The 20750-nt window shown below is 30.1% G+C and carries 19 protein-coding genes; all 19 read right to left on the bottom strand.

The annotated features are described in order from the left end of the window. Window positions 1-234: 234 nt before the first annotated feature. The gene (locus B2P65_RS07610; RefSeq protein WP_346879906.1) at window positions 235-1092 is read right to left on the bottom strand and encodes an AbaSI family restriction endonuclease; all 858 of its coding nucleotides are present in this window, start codon (window positions 1090-1092) and stop codon (window positions 235-237) included. 463 nt (window positions 1093-1555) lie between these two features. After that, window positions 1556-2698 (bottom strand): hypothetical protein, encoded by a 1143-nt coding sequence (locus tag B2P65_RS07615; RefSeq protein ID WP_346879907.1) that lies wholly within the window; start codon window positions 2696-2698, stop codon window positions 1556-1558. A gap of 318 nt (window positions 2699-3016) precedes the next feature. Then, the gene (locus B2P65_RS07620; RefSeq protein WP_346879908.1) at window positions 3017-3676 is read right to left on the bottom strand and encodes a hypothetical protein; all 660 of its coding nucleotides are present in this window, start codon (window positions 3674-3676) and stop codon (window positions 3017-3019) included. Window positions 3677-3764: 88 nt separating this feature from the next. Beyond that, complete coding sequence (locus B2P65_RS07625) at window positions 3765-6527, bottom strand: hypothetical protein (RefSeq protein WP_346879909.1); 2763 nt, start codon at window positions 6525-6527, stop codon at window positions 3765-3767. 824 nt (window positions 6528-7351) lie between these two features. Beyond that, complete coding sequence (locus B2P65_RS07630) at window positions 7352-7879, bottom strand: hypothetical protein (protein WP_346879910.1); 528 nt, start codon at window positions 7877-7879, stop codon at window positions 7352-7354. Window positions 7880-8127: 248 nt separating this feature from the next. After that, window positions 8128-8241 (bottom strand): DUF4351 domain-containing protein, encoded by a 114-nt coding sequence (locus tag B2P65_RS18060; RefSeq protein ID WP_414632439.1) that lies wholly within the window; start codon window positions 8239-8241, stop codon window positions 8128-8130. Between the two features lie 122 nt (window positions 8242-8363). Beyond that, window positions 8364-9146: a GNAT family N-acetyltransferase gene (locus tag B2P65_RS07635; RefSeq protein WP_346879911.1), complete on the bottom strand. Its 783-nt coding sequence runs from the start codon at window positions 9144-9146 to the stop codon at window positions 8364-8366. 108 nt (window positions 9147-9254) lie between these two features. Further along, window positions 9255-9785 (bottom strand): GNAT family N-acetyltransferase, encoded by a 531-nt coding sequence (locus tag B2P65_RS07640; RefSeq protein WP_346879912.1) that lies wholly within the window; start codon window positions 9783-9785, stop codon window positions 9255-9257. 434 nt (window positions 9786-10219) lie between these two features. After that, complete coding sequence (locus B2P65_RS07645) at window positions 10220-11140, bottom strand: Rpn family recombination-promoting nuclease/putative transposase (RefSeq protein WP_346879913.1); 921 nt, start codon at window positions 11138-11140, stop codon at window positions 10220-10222. 166 nt (window positions 11141-11306) lie between these two features. Beyond that, a complete protein-coding gene (locus B2P65_RS07650; RefSeq protein ID WP_346879914.1) occupies window positions 11307-11519 on the bottom strand; it encodes a hypothetical protein in 213 nt (70 codons plus the stop codon). 147 nt (window positions 11520-11666) lie between these two features. Further along, window positions 11667-12062 (bottom strand): hypothetical protein, encoded by a 396-nt coding sequence (locus tag B2P65_RS07655; protein ID WP_346879915.1) that lies wholly within the window; start codon window positions 12060-12062, stop codon window positions 11667-11669. An 82-nt stretch (window positions 12063-12144) separates the two neighbouring features. Beyond that, entirely contained in the window at window positions 12145-12903 is a 759-nt protein-coding gene (locus B2P65_RS07660; protein WP_346879916.1) for an EFR1 family ferrodoxin, read from the bottom strand. Next, window positions 12900-13319: a MarR family winged helix-turn-helix transcriptional regulator gene (locus B2P65_RS07665; protein WP_346879917.1), complete on the bottom strand. Its 420-nt coding sequence runs from the start codon at window positions 13317-13319 to the stop codon at window positions 12900-12902. The genes B2P65_RS07660 and B2P65_RS07665 overlap by 4 nt, the downstream gene beginning before the upstream one ends. A 219-nt stretch (window positions 13320-13538) precedes the next feature. Beyond that, window positions 13539-14267 carry a hypothetical protein gene (locus B2P65_RS07670; RefSeq protein ID WP_346879918.1) on the bottom strand — a complete coding sequence of 243 codons (729 nt, stop codon included), beginning with the start codon at window positions 14265-14267 and terminating at the stop codon, window positions 13539-13541. 528 nt (window positions 14268-14795) lie between these two features. Then, window positions 14796-15776: a serine hydrolase domain-containing protein gene (locus tag B2P65_RS07675; RefSeq protein ID WP_346880101.1), complete on the bottom strand. Its 981-nt coding sequence runs from the start codon at window positions 15774-15776 to the stop codon at window positions 14796-14798. Between the two features lie 5 nt (window positions 15777-15781). Continuing rightward, entirely contained in the window at window positions 15782-18070 is a 2289-nt protein-coding gene (locus B2P65_RS07680; protein ID WP_346879919.1) for an excinuclease ABC subunit UvrA, read from the bottom strand. 90 nt (window positions 18071-18160) lie between these two features. Beyond that, the gene (locus B2P65_RS07685; RefSeq protein WP_346879920.1) at window positions 18161-19096 is read right to left on the bottom strand and encodes an AraC family transcriptional regulator; all 936 of its coding nucleotides are present in this window, start codon (window positions 19094-19096) and stop codon (window positions 18161-18163) included. 213 nt (window positions 19097-19309) lie between these two features. Then, window positions 19310-19822, bottom strand: a complete 513-nt coding sequence (locus B2P65_RS07690) for a DUF3189 family protein (RefSeq protein ID WP_346879921.1) — start codon at window positions 19820-19822, stop codon at window positions 19310-19312. A gap of 167 nt (window positions 19823-19989) precedes the next feature. Next, a complete protein-coding gene (locus tag B2P65_RS07695) occupies window positions 19990-20745 on the bottom strand; it encodes a PHP domain-containing protein (RefSeq protein ID WP_346879922.1) in 756 nt (251 codons plus the stop codon). Window positions 20746-20750: the final 5 nt, after the last annotated feature.

A 20750-nucleotide genomic window follows, 5' to 3' on the forward strand; every position in this document is an offset into this window, starting at 1 on the left:
CAGTTTTAGTATAAATCAACACTATAACCATGATAATCTTTATTTTAATTGTACCACCTCCCTCTCCACCGCTCAATAAATTCATACCATTTCCAACAAATATTTCCTTTGTTTAATGTAAAACTACATAAAAAAACAGCAGAATTCTAAAATTCTACTGTTACTTATTTACCTAAATCATCTTACATATGTTTTTCATGACAGTCAGCTTTTGAATTACTATTATCTTTAATTTCATATAGCCCTGTATGTTTTAACAGTATCACTTGTTTTTCTCCAGACAAAGCAATTTTCATTCACTGATTCTACTTCATCTAACTGAAATAACCCCTTAAATCTATACATTATATCACCTAATGGCCCTCTAACTTTGGCGAAAACTATACGTTTTTTTCTTTTAACCTCTTCAACATTAAGTTGTTTTCCATAATGCTTTTGATTAGTTGAAGCTGCTTTTTCATAAATTATATCTTCATTATATGAAATGCTGTTATCCCATTCTCCATTAGGATATAACTTAGGTAACCAAATTGAAGTATCTTTTTCAATAGGATGTTTAGCTTCTCCTCTTTGAAATGCTTTATAATTTAAACCAAAACAATTACAAGCCTCATACCCTCTCATAAATGCTACATTATCCTCTAAAGATATATATCCATTTTCTATATATGTTTCTGGACTGGTTTCTTTTTCTAAATTCCAAGGAACAAACTTATCTCCCAATTCTTTTATACTACTATTAATTTGTATTACAATATCATCAACTTGATTATTTATATTTTCTAATCCCTTAGAAATATCTACTCTCATTATCTTATGATTAATTATATTTACTATATCTGCTTCTCTAATTTCATCAGCTACTATATTTTCTTTATGATGTGGCTCATCTACTTCTATATGTAAACTTATTTGAGGAAAATACATATCTGTTAGCGCATATTTTCCTTCTGCCCTTAACACATATTGCTGAGTTATAAACTTTATATCTATGCTATCTAACTTATGCCATATTCTACTTACAACATAATTTTCATAGTTTTTTTTATTTGTTTTAGCTAATTGTCTTATTATAAATTCTAATTTATCCATTATATAACCCCCATACCTATTTACTCATGCTTATGGCCCATTACCCTAAATATTTTTTAGATTTAAATCTTTTACAGATATTTATAATAAAAATTTCTTTCTTTATTTTTGAAGGAGCCATATGCATAATAAATACATATATTTCACATCTCTTTCTGATATCATTTTATACTTTAAAGAAATTAACTAACCAAATCAATACAATTTAAAACAACTATTACTATAAAAACAACTATTACTATAATAGTCATCTGGTTTTCTCTTAATACCTCTACTAATATGACCTCCCTTCCCATTCACTCAAACTCAAACTATTAAATGTTTACTTATATACAGAATTATCCAATTGATTTTAAACATACCAATTTCTTATTATATGGATAATGTAAATCTTGCCAACATACTACATTTCATTTGATTGGTAAACTAATATATCCTAAGCACAATTAATATTTTGTTTACATCAATCTTTGCATACAATTATCGTTCCTTCCATTGCATAGTAATTTATTGATATTTTAGGATATTTCTGAACAAAAGAAATCACATATTTATGATACTCTGTTATATCACATGTTCTTACTTCAAATCTTCTATATAGTTCATTTGTTTCTAGTCCATTTTTCAATTCAGCACAACCAATTATTGATTCTTCTCCACACCCTTTTTTCTTAATAAAAATCTTATGAAATCTAAAATCAAAACTATATATTTCATCATTTGGCTTAATAATAAGCGGTAACACCTTTATCTCTCGAGGCAATTCACTTATATCATTTTGTACATCAATAAAGAATGATATATATTCAACAGCATTAGACTTTGGATTCTCTTTAATCAATTGTTTAAAACTAATTGTTTGTATTCTTTTACTGTTATCCAGGCAATTGGGCAATTGTTTCTGAACTTCAAGCAAAATATCTTCAACCGTCTTTATAACATAATCATTTGTACTTTTTACTTTATCCAGAGCTTTTACAGTCGCATACGATATTCCATCATACACAAACTCTCTAATCATAAGTTCATTGGAATTTCCCAGTATAAAGCTATTTTTTACAGTAACAAGAACAGTTTTTATGTGCTTAATGTAGTTATCAAAGGCTTGCAAATACTTAAAGTTATCATCTTTTTTGTTATTGTCTAATAGAATTTTTAAGTCTGCGAAAGCAGATGTGTTACCCAATTCATATAATACATTGGATATAAGCCGTCTATCAGTAACCTCGCTAGATTTATCCCCAAATAGTGCTGCATTAATAATTTGAAACAAAATATCCATACTCATTCTTGCATAGTGAAAGAACTCCATTGTATTTTTTCGTAAGAACATAGAATCATCAATTACCAATCCTACAATATCTAAATTGGTGCAATACAAATTTTCTTCTGTTACAGAAGCTTTTCCTGTTTCGATTGTTGTTGCCATAATTTTTTGCTCCTGAGTAGCTAAAGCTTTAATCCTGTGTGCATATACCTTTTCCAACAATCCACATGAAACACTCATATAGGTAAGCGTTTCTCTCAAACTTTCAACATATTGCCAAGCATCATAAACTTTTTGTTGTGCTAGCGATTTCTGAAAGGCTTTTAAGTCAATAGTCATTTGCAGTTTCCTCCTTATTTGATCTATTTAATTTTATCAACAATTTTACTTAAGTATTAAACATATAATCAAATAAAACTTGTCCATTTAATCATTTCTTATTAACTTATGTCTACATTCTATCATCTAAACTTTCTTTTTCTTTAGTTCACCCTTGACTAGTTATCATTTTTGTACCAAAGTATTACTTCCTATATATTACAATGAAGCTGCCTACAAGAGGTTATGGAGTTTAATATCTCTAGTAAGATATTACCTGTAATTACTTCCCTTGTTTTTATCATAATCTTTTTTAATAAACCCTTAAATAAAACTGTATTATTCAATCAATTTACATTTTTTAGCTTCAGAAATCATATTTTCTAAATCATATACAACAGGTCCACCATCTTTACCTGAAGCCATATAGTCCACTACATAGACATTATCATAATTTTTTACACTCAATTCATTCTCTAACTTCTTAGCCACTTTTACTACTATCCAACTGCCACATATAGAGCATCGATTATGTTCACATGTCACAATTAGTATATTTTTTGTTTTATACTGATTATCCTTCAAGTATCCTTTACTATTCTTCTCAAATAACTTATCTAAAAGAATCTTAGACATTTTATCCAAGTCAAAATTGCAATAGTCTTCAATATCGTAACTTGAACTGAATACATTATTCATCTTTTTATTAATTATTTTATTTTCCTCATCACCAAACACCCTAAATATCTCTACCAAATGCTTACCGTTATTTTTATCAATTATTATTGCATCCCCTGGTTCATTAGGTCTTATTTCTTTATAATCAATAAACCTATCGAAGTGTTTTAAGTCCATTAATACTAATAAGTGAAATAATTCATATTTCTTTTTTTCTTGTTCTTTTTTGTTTTCCTCGCTGTAGAAGGTATTTATGATTTCGTTAGCTTTATATGATAATTCATTCTCATTTCTATATAGATTAAATTTTATATCTTGCATATTGTATAACATCCCCATCTCTCATTTAAATTTTAGTTATCTAATATTTAAGTTTCTTAGTTGGGATACTCTTTGCTGAATTCGCTTGCTATAATATAATGAACCTTATAACTTGTGGTTTACTAGTTGAATCCACTTCAGTTGCTACTACGTCATTATACTCTTTTGAAATCACAATTAAGTGATTAATACACCTATTTTTCAGTTCTGTTGACAATTCAGTTCTGCTAATTAATGTTTGCATATACTGTGAATAACGTTTAATGATTGTTTTGTTTTCTGTAGTTTTAAATGAAAAAAGGAGAATCTTTTTTAATCTCTCAATACTTTCTTTCTCCATAAGTATATTTCCAGTTGAATTAAATATTCCACACACACATTCATGAATGATTTCTTCATTGTTTGGTAGCTGAAGATGATTTTTTAACAATCTTAAATAATATTGTTCTATTTCATCATAATTATTACAAAAATTTAAGTAATTAATAACTGCCTTGCATTTAATTAACATGCTTCTAAGATCATTTTTTTCAAAATTTCCCAATACAGAATATACCTCATCACAAACTCTTTTGTTAGTAATCTTATCATTATAGCTTCCTTGTAAATTCACCAATGCAGATGCATAATATAATGCAACTTCTTTTATTTTAGGATTATTAACATAAATTCTCTTAATTTCTTTTAAAACTCTCTCTTTTTCTAATAAAGGACAATCTTTGGTCGTTCTATTAAACCAAGCAATTGAACACAGAATTTTTAAAACTATGTTTTTGTTATGCTCATTAGACAATATCATTAGTTCATTAATTGTTTCATCTGAATTATCACTATAGGATAAATTTACAAGAGCTTCTGCATTGTAAATTTGAACATTTTCATTTTGATAATATTCGGTGTACAGATTACGAAGACGGTTTGTCCAAATGTATTTTTCTTCATACGTTTTTGCTATTGATGTCATGTTAACCAAACATTTTGCATATTCACATAAAATCAAAATATTTTTACTGTTCTTAGTATAAATATCTCTCATTTTTTCTATACAATCATTTTTCACTTCTTTTTCATTAGCTAGAAAAAGCTTCTTACTGAGTAATTGTGCATATGATTGTTGGACATAAATATTGTCTTGAAGTATTTTAGATATTCTTTCAAGAATAATTTCATATTTACAAGAAACTGTTCTGTCAGATGAATTAATTATGAGTTCTTCGTTAAATTCTCTTAAGCTATCACTAGTTTCTTTTAATATATTATCTAAATAACCATTTTTATTTAATTCTTTAATTTTATCATATAATATATTTTCTCCAAATAAACTATCTATCCTTATAATTAACCCAAAAACACAAAGAAATAAGTATGCTTCTCTCACTTCTACTATTACTTCTTCATTTCCAGAAATGGAATCACCTGATGAATATAGTATGTCATAAAAATTCATTAGAAAAATTCTGCACTTTTCAATACTTCTTTGAGATAAGTTTATAACACATAGTAAATATCCATGTAAAGTTTTGATCGTTTGCCTCGTTTCAAATATTTTTCTGCTTTTATCAAAATATGATATAGCCTTTACTTCATCATCTGCCATAATAATTTTTTGAGCATAATCTACGAGTGCGTCATATACTTTCTGTTCTTGATCTAAATTGTTTTGTTTGCTCAAATCAATTTCTATTGTTTGATTCAAAGAAACAGATATTTCTTCATAATCTAAACTACCTTTGCGTTCATTCTTATTAATTTTTTGTGAAAAATCATCAAAAAACATGTTTGGAGTTACGCCTTTTAACAAATCTATTCCAAATGTATCCGCAAGCCCTTCAATAACACCTGCAACTGGATTTACAGCACCAATAACAGTTGTTGACATGAATCGTACAGCCTTCACCGGAATACTATCCAACTTGCTTTTCCTGGTAATTTCGGTTATAAAACTTTTAACTATATCGTCATTATTATTTCTGTTAAAAAACCAATTTTGAAAAGATTTATACTTTCTTGTTTCTTTTAATTTTATAATATCTTCTATTGTTAAATTTCCTTCCAAAAACAATTTGTGAATATCAGGAATATCATTAACATATATCAATTTATGAAAACCATCATTAGTAGAGTAATATCTATTAACTCGCATCTCAGCTATATTGCGGACAATATCATCATGATATATTGTATCTATATCAAAAACTTTAGCAATAGTTTCATCTCTAATCACCTGACAAATGGTATCAAAAATCCCTTTGTTTTTTGAGGTAATACCGTAATTCCCATTAATACCGATTCCAATTTTTGAATAAGTTTTTGCTTTGATTTCATCATCAACCATATGTACAATTTGTTTACCAATTTCAAAAATATTTCCCGTGTATGTTTTTGAAATCAATAGCATATTTTCTAAGTATTTATATATTTCTTTCTTATAGCAAAAATCTCCAAAAAGAATTTGTTCGAAATCGTTAACACAATTAATTTTAATCGCCTTATTACCACTAAATGCAATTACAAAGTTTCCATCACTTTTTTTTACTGTGCTTATAACTACTTCATCACAATTTAAAAAAGATATGTATCCTCTTTTTATCATTTTTTCAGTATTTTTAGGATCAATTTTATAAAGCATATCAATTGCAACTGGAAAATTAATAATGTCTAAATATACACGATCAAACAAAAGAATATTCTCTATTAATGTTGCAAGTTGAAATTGCAACATTGCTTGACACTGTTGGTCATCTTCTAGATTAAAATCTAATACATAAGGAATTTCTGATAATTTTTGTTCACCTTCAACAACTCTTATATTCGCAGTTCTGAAAATATTTGGAATATAAATTTCTCTCATAAATATAACCTCCATTTCTCATAAATGTGTTTATATAATAGTGTTTCTTTATTCCTGTCGGCTAAATATGAAACACTATCCCCTAATTATCATCTAAAAACTGTACGTGTTGCTTTCACAATATACAGCTCAAGCTCTCATTTTTCCGTTTGTCTTTTGTTACTAAGACATTCGGCATGGTATATACGCTATTGCATTCTTTCTACATAACCTATTAATTCGAAATCAGTCAATTAGTTTCCATTAAATATCAGGAGATCCTATGGACTTCATATGACTTACTAAGTTTAGCATATGTTAGAAACGACTGGGTTAGGCTTACTCAATACACCGACAGACATTAAGCAATTAGAAACTATTACCAGTTTTCGTTATGAACTCGTGTTAATTACCTAAAAATGCGAAATTAAATTTCCATTTATTAGTCTCAGACTTAACCCCATTGTAAAAACTGAAATATAGTGACTAGTTATTAATTGCTACTAACATCTTTTAAAAAAACTTAAGTTTATATGTTGAGAGTTTCTAAGACGTTACATAAAACATAACCTTTACTACTTATAATTATAAACATTATTGACATATTGAAATAAAAAACAATTAGCAAATATATAAATTCAACTCTTTACCTTTTGAAGATAACAAACCAGTTTATAATGCATCCAACCACATATGATAGTTTGATTAGCCTTTATATACTTATACCAAGAATCATTAATTTCTATGCTCTTGTTATTAACATCTATTTTATATATAGCTCTCTCATCTAGATTGGTCAGCTCAGCTATAAACTTATTTCTCTTAATACCATTCTTCTTAAAGTCTTATTTAACTATAGCTAATTCCCTAGTAAAGAAGGGAGTTAATAGTCTATAAGGTACATAATCATGAAGTGTTTTAATTCTTTTTTCAACTTCAACATCCCCTATATTTTCTATAAACTCTAATAGCTTATTTTTATTCATATCACAAGGTATATTATATTTTTCATGGATTAATATAACTAAATCATAGAGTCTATCTTGAATTCCTAAACTAAGTTTGTATTGAGTAACAGGATACCATGCTCTCATTATCATTCTACATACAAGTTTTCTAAAGGATATGTACTTATTCCCCTTGATTATCTCTTCATAGATCCCAAAGAACCAAAATATTTTATAGCTACTACTTAATTTATTTTCCAGTATTCGTGAAAAGCTATTTAAATCTACACTACCATCATGGGGTAAGGTAATAGCACCATAAGGATTAGTAATAATCGGGGATGTAATATCCTTAACACCAATTTGATTGTCCTGAAAGTCTTCTATTAATGAATTATTTTCATTTATAATATCCTTGTTACTCATGCTCTACCTCTTCCCTATGGCTTCTTTATTTCTTATATCTTAAAGATGTATTAACCCATCCACCAATATATTACACGTTACACATATATTGTACCACCTCCCTGTCCACTGCTCAATAAATTCATACCATATTCAACAAATATTTCCTTTGTTTAACCTGTAACTACATAAAAAAACAGCAGAATTCAGAAATTCTACTGTTTCTAGGTGTTTCAAATTACTTAGTTTTATAGAGAATACATCCTTAATTAAAGATACTTATTTAACTCCTCTAATGATTCTATATCAAATATATCTCCATTAATTTTTTCTATCTTTTCTAAAGGTAATTTAAGTATAGTCTCTACTATGTTCTCTGGAATATCTTCGAACTTTTACCTTAAAAATTTAGCTATGTTTAATAACAGTGTTGATAATATGTTACTTTTTAAAACTCATTACTTATATGATGGCTTTCACCTTAAGTTGATAATTCATGGCAGCATCACTTTAAAGTTACATATATAATTCTATGATTGGCGATGAATCCTGATTTTTCCAATGTTTTTCTTGAAGCTATATTTTTAGGGTTGCAGCAAGCCATGGGCTTTAAATTATTCCTATAGCAATGTTCCTTTAGCTGAGTTATAATATATGCTCCGATACCTTTTTTACGGTATTCCTCTGCGACAATCATTCCTATATCACCATATTGTTCATTTGATTTAAATATTCTAAATTCACCTATTCCTAGTAGAATGTCACCACTGTATAGTACGAATAATTGATTGTTTTCTATTAAATCTTCATAATAACCTTCAAATGCAGGGTCACATTTTGCTTTTATAGTGACTATATCATCGCTTTTAGCTAATTTGAAGGACACATCTTTAAAATTAGCCAATTCATATTTTATATTTTTGTTATCAGTAAAAAGATAACAATCTATAGATATATTCTTCTGATAATCAAGACACAAAGATAGAAATTCTGTCTCTTTAGTAGAAACAGTAGCATTTTCGGCAATATTATTCGCAATAATATATTCAAAAATCTCTGGTGCATGTATAAAATACTCTGTAAAAGTATAGAATTGTACTAAAGTTTTTTTGGAATCGACGAAAAAATGACCTACTTTCTTTCCATTATAAATAATTATATAGCACTGGGAATTCCCTATAATTACATTTTCCCAGTAACCATCTATTGGCGATACTAAAGTCTTAATATACTCTCTATTCAAAATAAATCTTTCTTCTGGTGATGTTACTTTCTCTACTTGTATCATCAAATTCCCCCTTTTAATATCTTTTCTTAATTATATATGCTTAATAAGCTAACTAAATTAATTATTTTTAGGTGCTTTTGTTATCTCATTTTCATATATTCTGCCTTCTTAAGCTCTATAAAATGATTTAAGAAAATACAAAGTCAAATCATCGTCATTTTCACATTTTGCATATTGTTCTAATTGACTTCCATTATACCAAACCCCTGTACCATCTGGAATATATCCTCGTTTTACATACATTCTTTGAGCAGAGCCATAACCACAATGTAGTCCTACCGATAGAGAAACAAAATCACTTTCCTCTTTTGCAAGGCTCTCTACTACATCCATAATTTTATTACCTATACCTCTTTTTTGATATTTAATAAGGACATTAAAATCAACAATTTCAGGTATATTTTTATGTGCAAAAGGACCAACTTTGGTACATGGAAGTAATGTAACATATCCAGCAACATCACCCTTTATTTCAGCAATAATCACTAACCTTTCATTATTTTCTTGCTGATTATAATAGTCATTAAATAGTTCATATGATTTATGCCAATTTTGTTCTGCAAAACCATGAACCAAATTATCAATATCGCTCTTTATCATAGAGCGTATAAGTAAATTATCATTATCATAATAAATCATTGTAATCCCCCCTATTTAGTTCATTAATAATTTTTGAATCGCTAGTGCTTCTAATCTCCCCAAGGCCACAGATACTAGAATATAATTGGTCATTGTTCCTTTTGTCTTTTACTAATGGTTAAATCCTCATATATGAATATTAACTATTAATATATGCCCCCCACTAATTGAAGGTTGAATATTCTGCTTAAATTACTTAAATATCACTTCTTTATTTCTTATATCTTAAAAATGCATTAACCCATCCACCAATATACTACACGTTACACATATATTGTACCACCTCACTTTCCACTGCTCAATAAATCCATACCATTTAAAGCATATATTTCCTTTGTTTAACCTATAACTACATAAAAAAACAGCAGAATTCTGAAATTCTACTGTTTCTCGGTGTTTCTAGTTACTTAGTTTTATAGGGAATACATCTCTAATTAAATATACTTCTTTAACTCCTCAATGGACTCTATATCAAACAAATCTCCATTAATCTTTTCTATCTTTTCTAAAGATAATTTAAGTATAGACTCTATTATATTCTCTGGAATATCCTTAAACTTTTTCCTTAAAAGTTTTATAGTACTTTTAGCTAAAGCGCTTTTTGCTTCTTCTCTACCTTCTTGCCTACCTTCTTCTCTTCCTTCATCCCTAGCACCCTGAAGTCTACTTTTCTCATCCCTTATAGCTTTATCTCTCATATCGGCCAACTGTATTAATTCTTTATCTCCACTAATGTTGTATAGAACATCCATCGCTTCCTTGATTTCAGTATCTTCCTTTTTCATTATATCTATCTCCTTTCCTTCTGGATTTATTAAAAAGCTTAACCATCTATGCAACTTATTATTATAGTCTTTCTTTGATTTTTCGAACTTCTTAAGTTCTATAAAATGTATTTCAACAATATCACTCAGTAATTTCTTTGTCATATCTTCATATAGATGATAACTACTATGAAACTTCTCATCATTAATATAATCAAAGTCTAAGATATTTATAGTTATAGTTTTATTAAGTTGATTATAATTATCTCCTTTAACCAACTGTTTTAATATCATTTTTGATAAGTAAAATATTGTCCTTCTAATCATATTATACTGATTTATCAGCTGTATTTCTACATTGATATGAGTACTATTTTCTGTTGTTACATTAATATCTAAAATACTTAGCTTTTCACTGGCAATCAAAGATACATTTAGTGCTTTCTCCTCTAAAGTAATACTTTTTATTTTTCCATTTCCAATGGGTTCTAGTACAGAATTTAAGAAGCTTATTAATAGTTTTTCATTCTCTTTTACTCCGAATATTTTTTGAAATACAACATCATTTTTAGGGTTTAATAATTTGTTCATGTCTCAATTCCTCCTTAGTTTATTACTATTTAAATTATTAACACAAACATTTGTTCTTATTCTCGTTTGGAAAATATTTTATATGATTTAACTTAAAATTAGAATATATAAAAAACAGCAGAATTTTGAAATTCTACTGTTTTTTATATTTATCATAAATATTTTATTAATATAAATTAATAACTTCTCTTAATTTACTAATAAAAGTATATATTTCTTTAGATACAAAATCTCCTATTACTATACATAGGATTATTAACAAAACAGTTATTACTAGCGATAATTCTAAAACTGCTGATTTTCCGTTTAATAAGTATTTACTAATATTGATATACAAACTTCCTATACTTATTAAGATAGAAAATATAAATATAGCCAATCCTGCTCCTTCATTTAAATAAGATAAAAGTATTGAAAAGAGACTACCTCATACTACTGGTATAGTTGCTACTCCAATTAATTTCAATGTTGTTATCATATAGTATATCCATTTTATTTCACTAATATTTTATAAAACATCTATAATCTAATCCCACATCATTACCCCTGCAATCTCTAACATTTCATGACATTTTGGACAATTTAGCATATGCACCTTATCATCATCTATAACTTTCATAATATCTTTTTTACACTTACCACATCTATATGTTTTTTCATAAAAGCTGGTTTTTGTATAAGCCTTTATCTGTAGTTTTTCTGATAAATTTTCACAGTTTTTACAGTGGTATATTTCTCTACTAACATAAATTTCTGCCTTTGGATGCTCATCTATAAAGCTTTGCATTTCTTTACCGTATTTACCATCTACTATATCCTTTGCTACTTGTTCCTTAATTTGCATAAAGAGAAAACCTATGCCTGTGTTAAAAGTCTTTTCATAGTCGCATTTACTACATTTCAAAGTATAACCTTGACCCATAACACACCTCTTTGTTTATTTCTTCTTAAAGCCCTTGCACATAGTTTTTTTATAGCATTTAGGGCAATATTTGATCACGTTTTTAAGAATCAAACTTTATGTCATAATGTACTCTATACTGTTCAATTTGCTTATCTTTATAGCTAATTGCATTAACCGGACAGTTGTGAATGCAACGTGTACACATAATACACTTGTTAAAATACTTCTTATCTTTAAATTTTATATTTTTCTTTGGACAATTTTTTTCACACATTCCACAACCAATACAGTTTTCATTAATGCTAAAGGACTTACCTAGTGATTTTGCCATAATCCTAAATAAATCAGCAAATAAATCAATCATTATCATTGACTCTTTTACTCTTATTTCATTACTATTATTAATTTTACTTAATGACTCCATAATTTTAGTTGCTGCATTTTCAAATTGTTGCTTTTGAATATTATCAGGGGTAGGATCATATTTATCGATGTAGAAGTTACGTGGCATTTCAAAAGCACTCATATCTAGAAGTGAATAACCTTTATTTATCAGTTTTTTACCAATTGATTTAACACCATTTGCATTTAATAATCCTGCTGAGGTTGAAAATACAATAGCTTTTTTTCCCTCTACTCTTTTTACATTCTTCCTGATCCAATTGATTAGCTCATCAGGCATATTTCCTGCATAAATGGGACCACCAATTATTAACAACTCATGATCAGGTATGCAAGTTGACTCTTCTATAGACATAATCTCAATATGATGACCTAACTTTATAAGTATAGCTTTATAGCCTTCCGCTATTGCTTTTGTATTTCCTGTACCACTAAAATATACAATGGATACATTCATATTATTCCCTCCAAATTTTCAGATATTTTAGTAAGTGTAATAAGAGTTTGATTTATATCACTTGGATCTATATCTTTTGTTATCAAATCATTTAAGCTAATAAATATTGGGACAATTTCAGATTTTAAGTCAACACCTTTTGCTGTCAAGCGATAACCCTTTTTATTAATATCTGACTGCTCAATATATCCCTTTTCTAATAATTTTAGTACACTCCTGCTAATATTGCCCTTATCTACACCAAGGAGTTTGACCAAATCATTTTGCGTTAAAGTGTTCTCAATATCATTAAAAAAAGTCATCAATATCTGCATTTGTCCCATACCAATATCATAATGTTTTAAATCTCTTTCAATTTTAGTCTTTAAATTCTTATATATGTTCATTACTAAATCGCCTAGTTTTTCAGTATGCATACTTTATCTCTCCTCTTTAAGTTGTGTGGACAACTTAATATTAACACACATTTGTTGTGTGCGCAACTTATTTTTGAAAATACTGAACCACATAAAAAACAGCAGAATTCTGAAATTCTACTGTTTCTATGTGTTCCCAATTATTGAGGTTCATAAGTAAATATATCCTTAATTAAAGATACTTCCTTAACCCTCTAATGATTCTAAGTAAGCACAACATTAATTGAAATATGGGTTCTCTACCCACGTTGGAACATATGGTGTTGGAATATCTATTATTATTTCACTTTCATTTGTGCTTTGTGTATTTCCTTGATTATTTATTTCCCCTTGAGTCTGAGCTTCTATTTCCACTTGAGCTTTTGATGCTGCTTCTGCCTTTGCCCTTGCTTCAGCTTGTGCTTGTACTTTTGCCTCTGCTTCTGCCTTTGCTCTTGCTTCGGCTTCAGCTTTTGCCTTTTCTTCCTCTTGCCTTTTGATTTCTAATTTATCATTTATTTCTGCTTTTAAGGCTTTTAGCTTTTCATTTCCATCAACAAATTCTTTTTTATCTCTTAAACTTTTTAGTTCTTCAATTTTATTTATAAGTAAATCTTTGTCCTTAAGCTTGCTTATATCAATAGCTTCAAGTTCTGAAATGCCTTTATTTATTAATTCTATATTACTATTTGTTAGATTATCTTTAAACTGATTTAACTCTTCTTTTAGTCCTTCAACTTTTTTATATTCTTTATTTACAATAATCTGATCACATTTATTAATTAGCGCTTGGTATTTTTCCTCATTTGAATTTAAAAGAAACTTACTAATGCCATCTTTATATTCCACTACATAATTACTAAAATCATTTATTATTCTATTTCCTTTCAAATATGTATAACTAACAACTCCAGCTATAGCAAATATAGCCACTATTAAAATTATTATATATTTCTTATTATTTTTCATTTTATCCCCCTACATAAGAAACGTGTTTAATGATATTTTTCTATACCTATCCTATTTTATCATGTTTATACATTTTTTTCATTATACGTTTATTACGTTTTATTTTAAAATTTATGTCTTGATATATAATCATTTAGAGAAATTTTTTAATAAGTCCTTTTGTTCGTACAAATAGCTACTCTCCACATTCACAGTCTATGAGAACATATAACAACTTCTTCTTAATTAAAAAAAGTGTAAAATTATATACACCCTACATAAATTTAATTATGATATGGTTCAGTAATTATCACTCAAAAACCTCCGTTACTTATGGTACGTCTCACCTTACCCTAAGTAAAAAAATCTATATTTCTCCATATATAATATAAGTAATATTATTTAAAGTTCAAGTTTTAATTATACTTTTCATGAAAAAAAGATAGGATTTTAAGCCTATCCTATCCCTTTGAGTATCTTCACCTGCACAAATTGGAATTTGTAAAACTTCGGATTAGCCTCATAATCTCACTGATAAATTAAGATATACTATACACAATTCTCAAATATTGGTTCAATATAATCTTTAATAAGTTTTAAACTATCCTTCGCATATGGCTTTAAAATAGAAGCAATAGAAACTACCATTTTTTTCTTTGTATTAACATAAATCGCATTTCCTCCCTGTCCCAAAGCTGCATATATATGTTCTTTATCATCAATAATCCACCACAGATAGCCATAGGCCAGCTTTCCTCCTCGACTATGTTCATTTATACTTTCATCTATCCACCACGACCGTATAATTTGTTTATCATTCCATATTCCATTATTTAAGTACAATTGACCTATTTTTGCCATATCCATTGGGGTCAAGGTAAGACCCCAGCCTGCTGTATTTACCCCTTCAGGGTCAACAACCCAACCGCTAACATTTTTATCTTTTGGAAAGGCAAGATGTTCTTCTTTATTTGGTAACACCACATTGTGTCCAACATTAATTTCCAATGGCGAAAATAAATTTTCTCTTGCAAAATTAAGTACTGATTGTCCTGTTGCTTTTACAAGAATTCCTGATAAAATATGTGTTCCTACAATTGGAGAATACCTAAACTCTCCGTTCTGCCTCTTCCCTCCTAATAAATCAAGCCCAGCTTTTATCCAGCTATCGCTTGCAAAAACCTTCGCATATGGTTCTGACTTACATTTATATGGGGCTGTCATAGTCAACATATCCTTAATGGTAACACTCTGTATCGTTTTTTCTCCTCTTTTAACTGTGTAATCAGGGAAAAAATCCAATACTTTCTGGTTGATACTTTTGATGTACCCTTTATCTATAGCAATACCAATCAATATGGAAATAATACTTTTTGTCACTGAAAAAACATGGATGGTGTTATTAGCGGTATAACCATTATAGTAATTTTCATATAATGTTTGACCGTTTTTTAATACAATTATGCCAGTAATATTGTTATAGCTACTGTTTATTATCTTTTCTAACCATATCTTTTTTCTTTGATTTATATGATTCATATAAGATACCCTCCTGTTCTGGAATTTGGATTATCTTTCAGTTGCTCTGGTATTCCTTTGGCAATAATCTCACCCCCCTTGTCCCCACCTTCCGGACCAAGTTCAATAATATAGTCACAGCTCTTTAAGACCTCTACATTGTGTTCAATTACAATCACCGAATTGCCATTTACAACAAGTTGATCTAATAGTTTTAATAACAATGCCGTATCATACAAGCTAAGTCCAGTGGTTGGTTCATCTAACACATATAGTATATTGCCCTTTCGATGCCGTCCTAGCTCTTTGGCAAGCTTCACTCTCTGTGCCTCACCACCACTTAAAGAAGAAGATGGCTGACCAAGGGTTAAGTACCCCATGCCCATTTGATCTAAAATACGTAGTGGTCTCACAATACTATTCTGATCTGCAAAGAATGAAATGGCTTCAGTAACGCTCATCTCTAACACATCGGCAATGTTTTTTCCTCTATAGTCTACAGAAAGACTTTCTTCATGAAACCGCTTTCCATGACACATCTGGCAGAGCTTATCTACGGAAAAATTGGAGGTCAGAAAGATTCTTTCATAACCACTACCACCACAGTCTGGACATGCTCCTTTAGAATAAAAGGAAAAATGTCCACCACTCATGTTTCTTATTTTTGCTTCCGGCTGTTTTGCAAAAAGTTCCCTGATCTTATCCCAGATACCAATATAAGAGACTGGCGTAGAACTGGAATTTCTTCCAATAGGCTCCTGAGATATCTTTGCAAAGCCACTAATCAGTTCTACTCCTACTATACCAGTTGCAAGACCATATTTTCTGGCACTAGCAAGACGTTTCAAAAGCGTCTCCTCAATGAGCGAACTCTTCCCACTTCCGGATAATCCAGCAATACCAACCATGACATGAAGTGGAAATGCTACAGTTAAGTCCTTTAAATAATGGGTATTTGCATGCTCTAAGATTAGACAGTCTTCCTTATCAAAGGCATGCTTTCTGACCGTCCTTTCCGGCATCAAACATTTGCCTGAAAGATACTGACTAAGCATAGTATCTACATTCTCATATCCTTCATAATCTCCCTGGTAGACCACCCTTCCACCTTCTATGCCTGCTTTTGGACCAATCTCAATAATATGGTTGGCATGACGAATCATCTCTTTATCATGCTCCACCATAATTACTGTATTACCAATGTCTCTTAATTCCTTTATCGCTTCGATCATGCTTTCCTTCTCTGATGAATGTAATCCTGCCATGGGTTCATCAAAGACATAGATCAGAGAATTCAGTCTAGACTCCAGATGGAGATGGAGAAAGATTCGCTGTACCTCACCACCGCTTAAAGAAGACATCTCCCTGTAAAGAGTCAGATGTCCTAAGCGAAACTGAATCAGATGCTTCAATTTTTCCACTAAATTCTTTACCACGTTCTTACCAAACTGAGATAATTCTTCCTCCGGTATTTCCTTTAGGAAATCAAGAAGACCTGTCAGTGTCATCTGTCCCAGTTCACCAATGTGCTTTCCATGAAGGAAGACTTCTCTTGCTTCTTTGCCGATTCGCTGTCCATGACAATCTGGACAAAGGGTCTTTAAATAAACTTCCTCCACATCCTCGCCCTTTTCATACGCATTTCTTAATATACGCTCCAGACAGTAGCTTTGCTTGCCATTATCATATGTCCCATAGATGACTTCATTACTGATATCTTCTGGAAGTTCCCAGAATGGGGTTGCAAAATATACCCCGTATTTCTTCTTTAAAATTCGTAAGAAACCAGCTGTTACCTGCAGACTCTCATAGACCTCCAATAAGGTTGTTGTTTTATCTGGAATCAACTTCTCCAGATTGATATCATAATAAGAACCTCTGCCCTGGCAGCTAATACACATACCATCGGCCGTTGTATATAGAAAGAAGCCTAGGGAGATATGTCCACTATGCTCATCCATAGGCTTTCCGTCACTGGTATATAACATGGCTAACTGGTTTAGAATTCCAGTCTTTGTGCCAACTGTAGAACGGGGATTGTTCTGCCTTATTGTATTTTGGTATACCGCCACCGTTGGGCCGATTCCTTCCATAGTATCGAACCTGTCCTCGTTATCAAGTCCAGCCAGAATTCCAATGGACCTTAGATACTTGTTCTTGCCTTCTTCAAACAGGATATCAAATGCAAGACTGGATTTACCGGAACCACTGATCCCAGTAATCACCACCAGTTGATGTTTAGGAATAGTTAGATTAATATTTTTTAGATTATGGATTCGTGCTCCTTGAATCTTGATTTCTTCCATATGCTCACCTCTGAATAGATCTGCAGCATGTTAGAAATGAATGGGTTCAATGGGAAGATAGATGTAAACCCTAATTGCCTAAATCGTAGATTACTTCACATAATTCATTGGCTCAATAGGAACGTATATATCTACCTCATGGATAGGACTTCCATTGGCATAAGGTTCGTTTCGATACACTTCGAATGGATATGAGTTTCTTGGAACATAACCACTGCTGGTTATCCACTGTTGATACATGTAATTCCAAGCATCGCTATACTGTTCCTGCTGAATCTGAAAATGTCCCACCGCATACAGTCCGCCTTCTAGTTTCATCCTCCCAAGAATACCGTCTTCCTGAACTCGTATATACTCTGGCACCGTGAGACACAGGCTGGTACGGAATTGATTATCCTCTCCGAATTCCGGATTATCATGATACATGGCAATCACCCAGTTTTGACCCTTCACAAGAAGATGCTGCTTCTTTGCATGATCAAATAAAATCTGAATAAGATTGACATACTTCTTTGCTAATGTGTCATAGGTACCTGTATGTCTCACATAAGCAACCTGCTTTTCCTCCAAATTTTCTATAGTAATCTGCCCGGTCACAGGAATCGGATTGTTTGCCCATTCTTTCTTCACTGTGTCCTTATTATACTCTGACAGTAAAAAAGAATCTTTGCAATTCTTGCTATATTCATTCCGGTATTCTCTTGGACTGGCGCCATAATAATTCTTAAATGCACGGGAAAATACGGCTGAATCAGTATATCCAAGTTCATAGGAAATATCCGTAATATTTTTATCTGTCCGGTGTGCAAGTAAAAAAAGTGCATTCTCCATGCGAATCCGGTTCACATAATGGGCTAAAGGCTCGTTTAATATGCCCTGAAATATCCGGCTGAAATGATATTTTGAAAACCCAGCAGCATTGGAAAGTTCCTCAATAGACAGTGATTGCCCTAAATGATCTTCAATATAGTCCTGCACCTTATGAATTTTTCGTATGTATTCCTCTTGACACTTCTGATCTGGCATATGATACCCTCCTGTTCTTGATAAATATAGGTTAAGGTATTTAATAAATCTTTTCAACCCACCCTCAGAAGAGTTGCTTTGAACTGCTTTCATATCACGTTACGCTAATATAAATAATCTCCAGTACAAATAGAAATAGTTATAACACAAGCCAATGATACTTTTTATATCATTGGCTTGAATTTAATATATAACCCCTATAACAGTTAAAAATTATTTTTTCTTAAATTCCTTATTATCTAAAATAATAACCTCTGACTTATCTTCCTTTGATGCCTTCTTTGTGTGATTTACAAGTTTTATAACGTTCTTATATGATTGTTTTGCTCCCTTTATAAGCAAGGGTACTCCTAGAAAATCAATTTTTAGCCACCTAGAAAGTAATCCGCCAAAGGTCATTGGTAATGGAACCGTTGGCGATGTATTAGAAAATATAATTTTCTCATTTAATAGCTTTTCTTTATGAAGCATAGAAGTTAAATTATATAATCCTGGAATTAAAACCTTTGAACGTCCTCTACCTACAACATAGACTTTATTTCCATCTTCATCACTTCCATAATAAAAAAGTTCTCCACGATTTCCATATACTAACTTATTAAAGTTAGGTAATTTCAATATTTCATCCTTAGTTGGTTCTCGAGTTTCATCCAGCATTTTTAAGTGATAAGCAATTGCTAGAATAGACGAGTGGGTTCCTCCATAACAATTATATATGTATATCATTTAAATCACCTAATTTCTTCTTTTTTTACTTTATTTTAATAATTGTAGTATATGCAATAAACATTTATATTAAACATTCTTTTAAGATATTTTATCCAAGTTCCCCAATGTTCTACAATTCTTTATACATAAAATAAATATGTTACAATCCGTTACCACTACCAAACTTAATCTCTTATTAATTTCATTAATTTATGTGCATCTCCATCAGCATTAACAATATCATCATCTGTAAGACCTGCCTCAACTGCAATATTATATGCTTTACCAAAATCCCCTACATCCTCTGATTTGTGTGCATCACTTCCCAATGAAAATTTAACGCCCATGTTCTTTAACTTTTTTATTGTTTCAATATCCATATTCTTATGAGATCTGTTAATTTCTAAAGCAGTATTTCTTTCAATAGCGACCTTTCCAATTTCAATAATATCTGGATTAACATGCTCTAATGGATGATTTAATATTGTAATTTCATATTTTTTAATAGCATTAATCGCAGCTTCTGTATAATTTCTCAATAAAAGTGGATTTTGTACCGCTCCAGGATGATAACCCACACAAATTATGTCCAGGTAATCAATTATTTCATCTTTAATATCTATATCCCCCTTTTTAGTAACAATATTACATTCTATACCAAGAAGAATCTTAAAGTCATTCTCCTTCAATAATGAACTCTTATTAAAATCATCAATTACTTTACGTACTTCTTTATATTGATTTAGTTTCATCCCGTAGATACTATGCCTATAACCATGGTCTGTTATTGCTATTTCTTTTAATCCTTTTTTTATTCCAGTTTTAACATTTGATTCAATACTTCCTTTTGCATGTTCTCCAAAAATAATATTAAATAAGGGAATATGCCCCTTTGCAATATTAGTATGAGTATGATAGTCTGCAATAATCTTAAAACTCATTTTAT

Source organism: Clostridium sp. UBA3061, assembly GCF_002367465.1.
In the GTDB taxonomy this organism is placed as follows: Bacteria; Bacillota; Clostridia; order Clostridiales; family Clostridiaceae; genus Clostridium_J; species Clostridium_J sulfidigenes.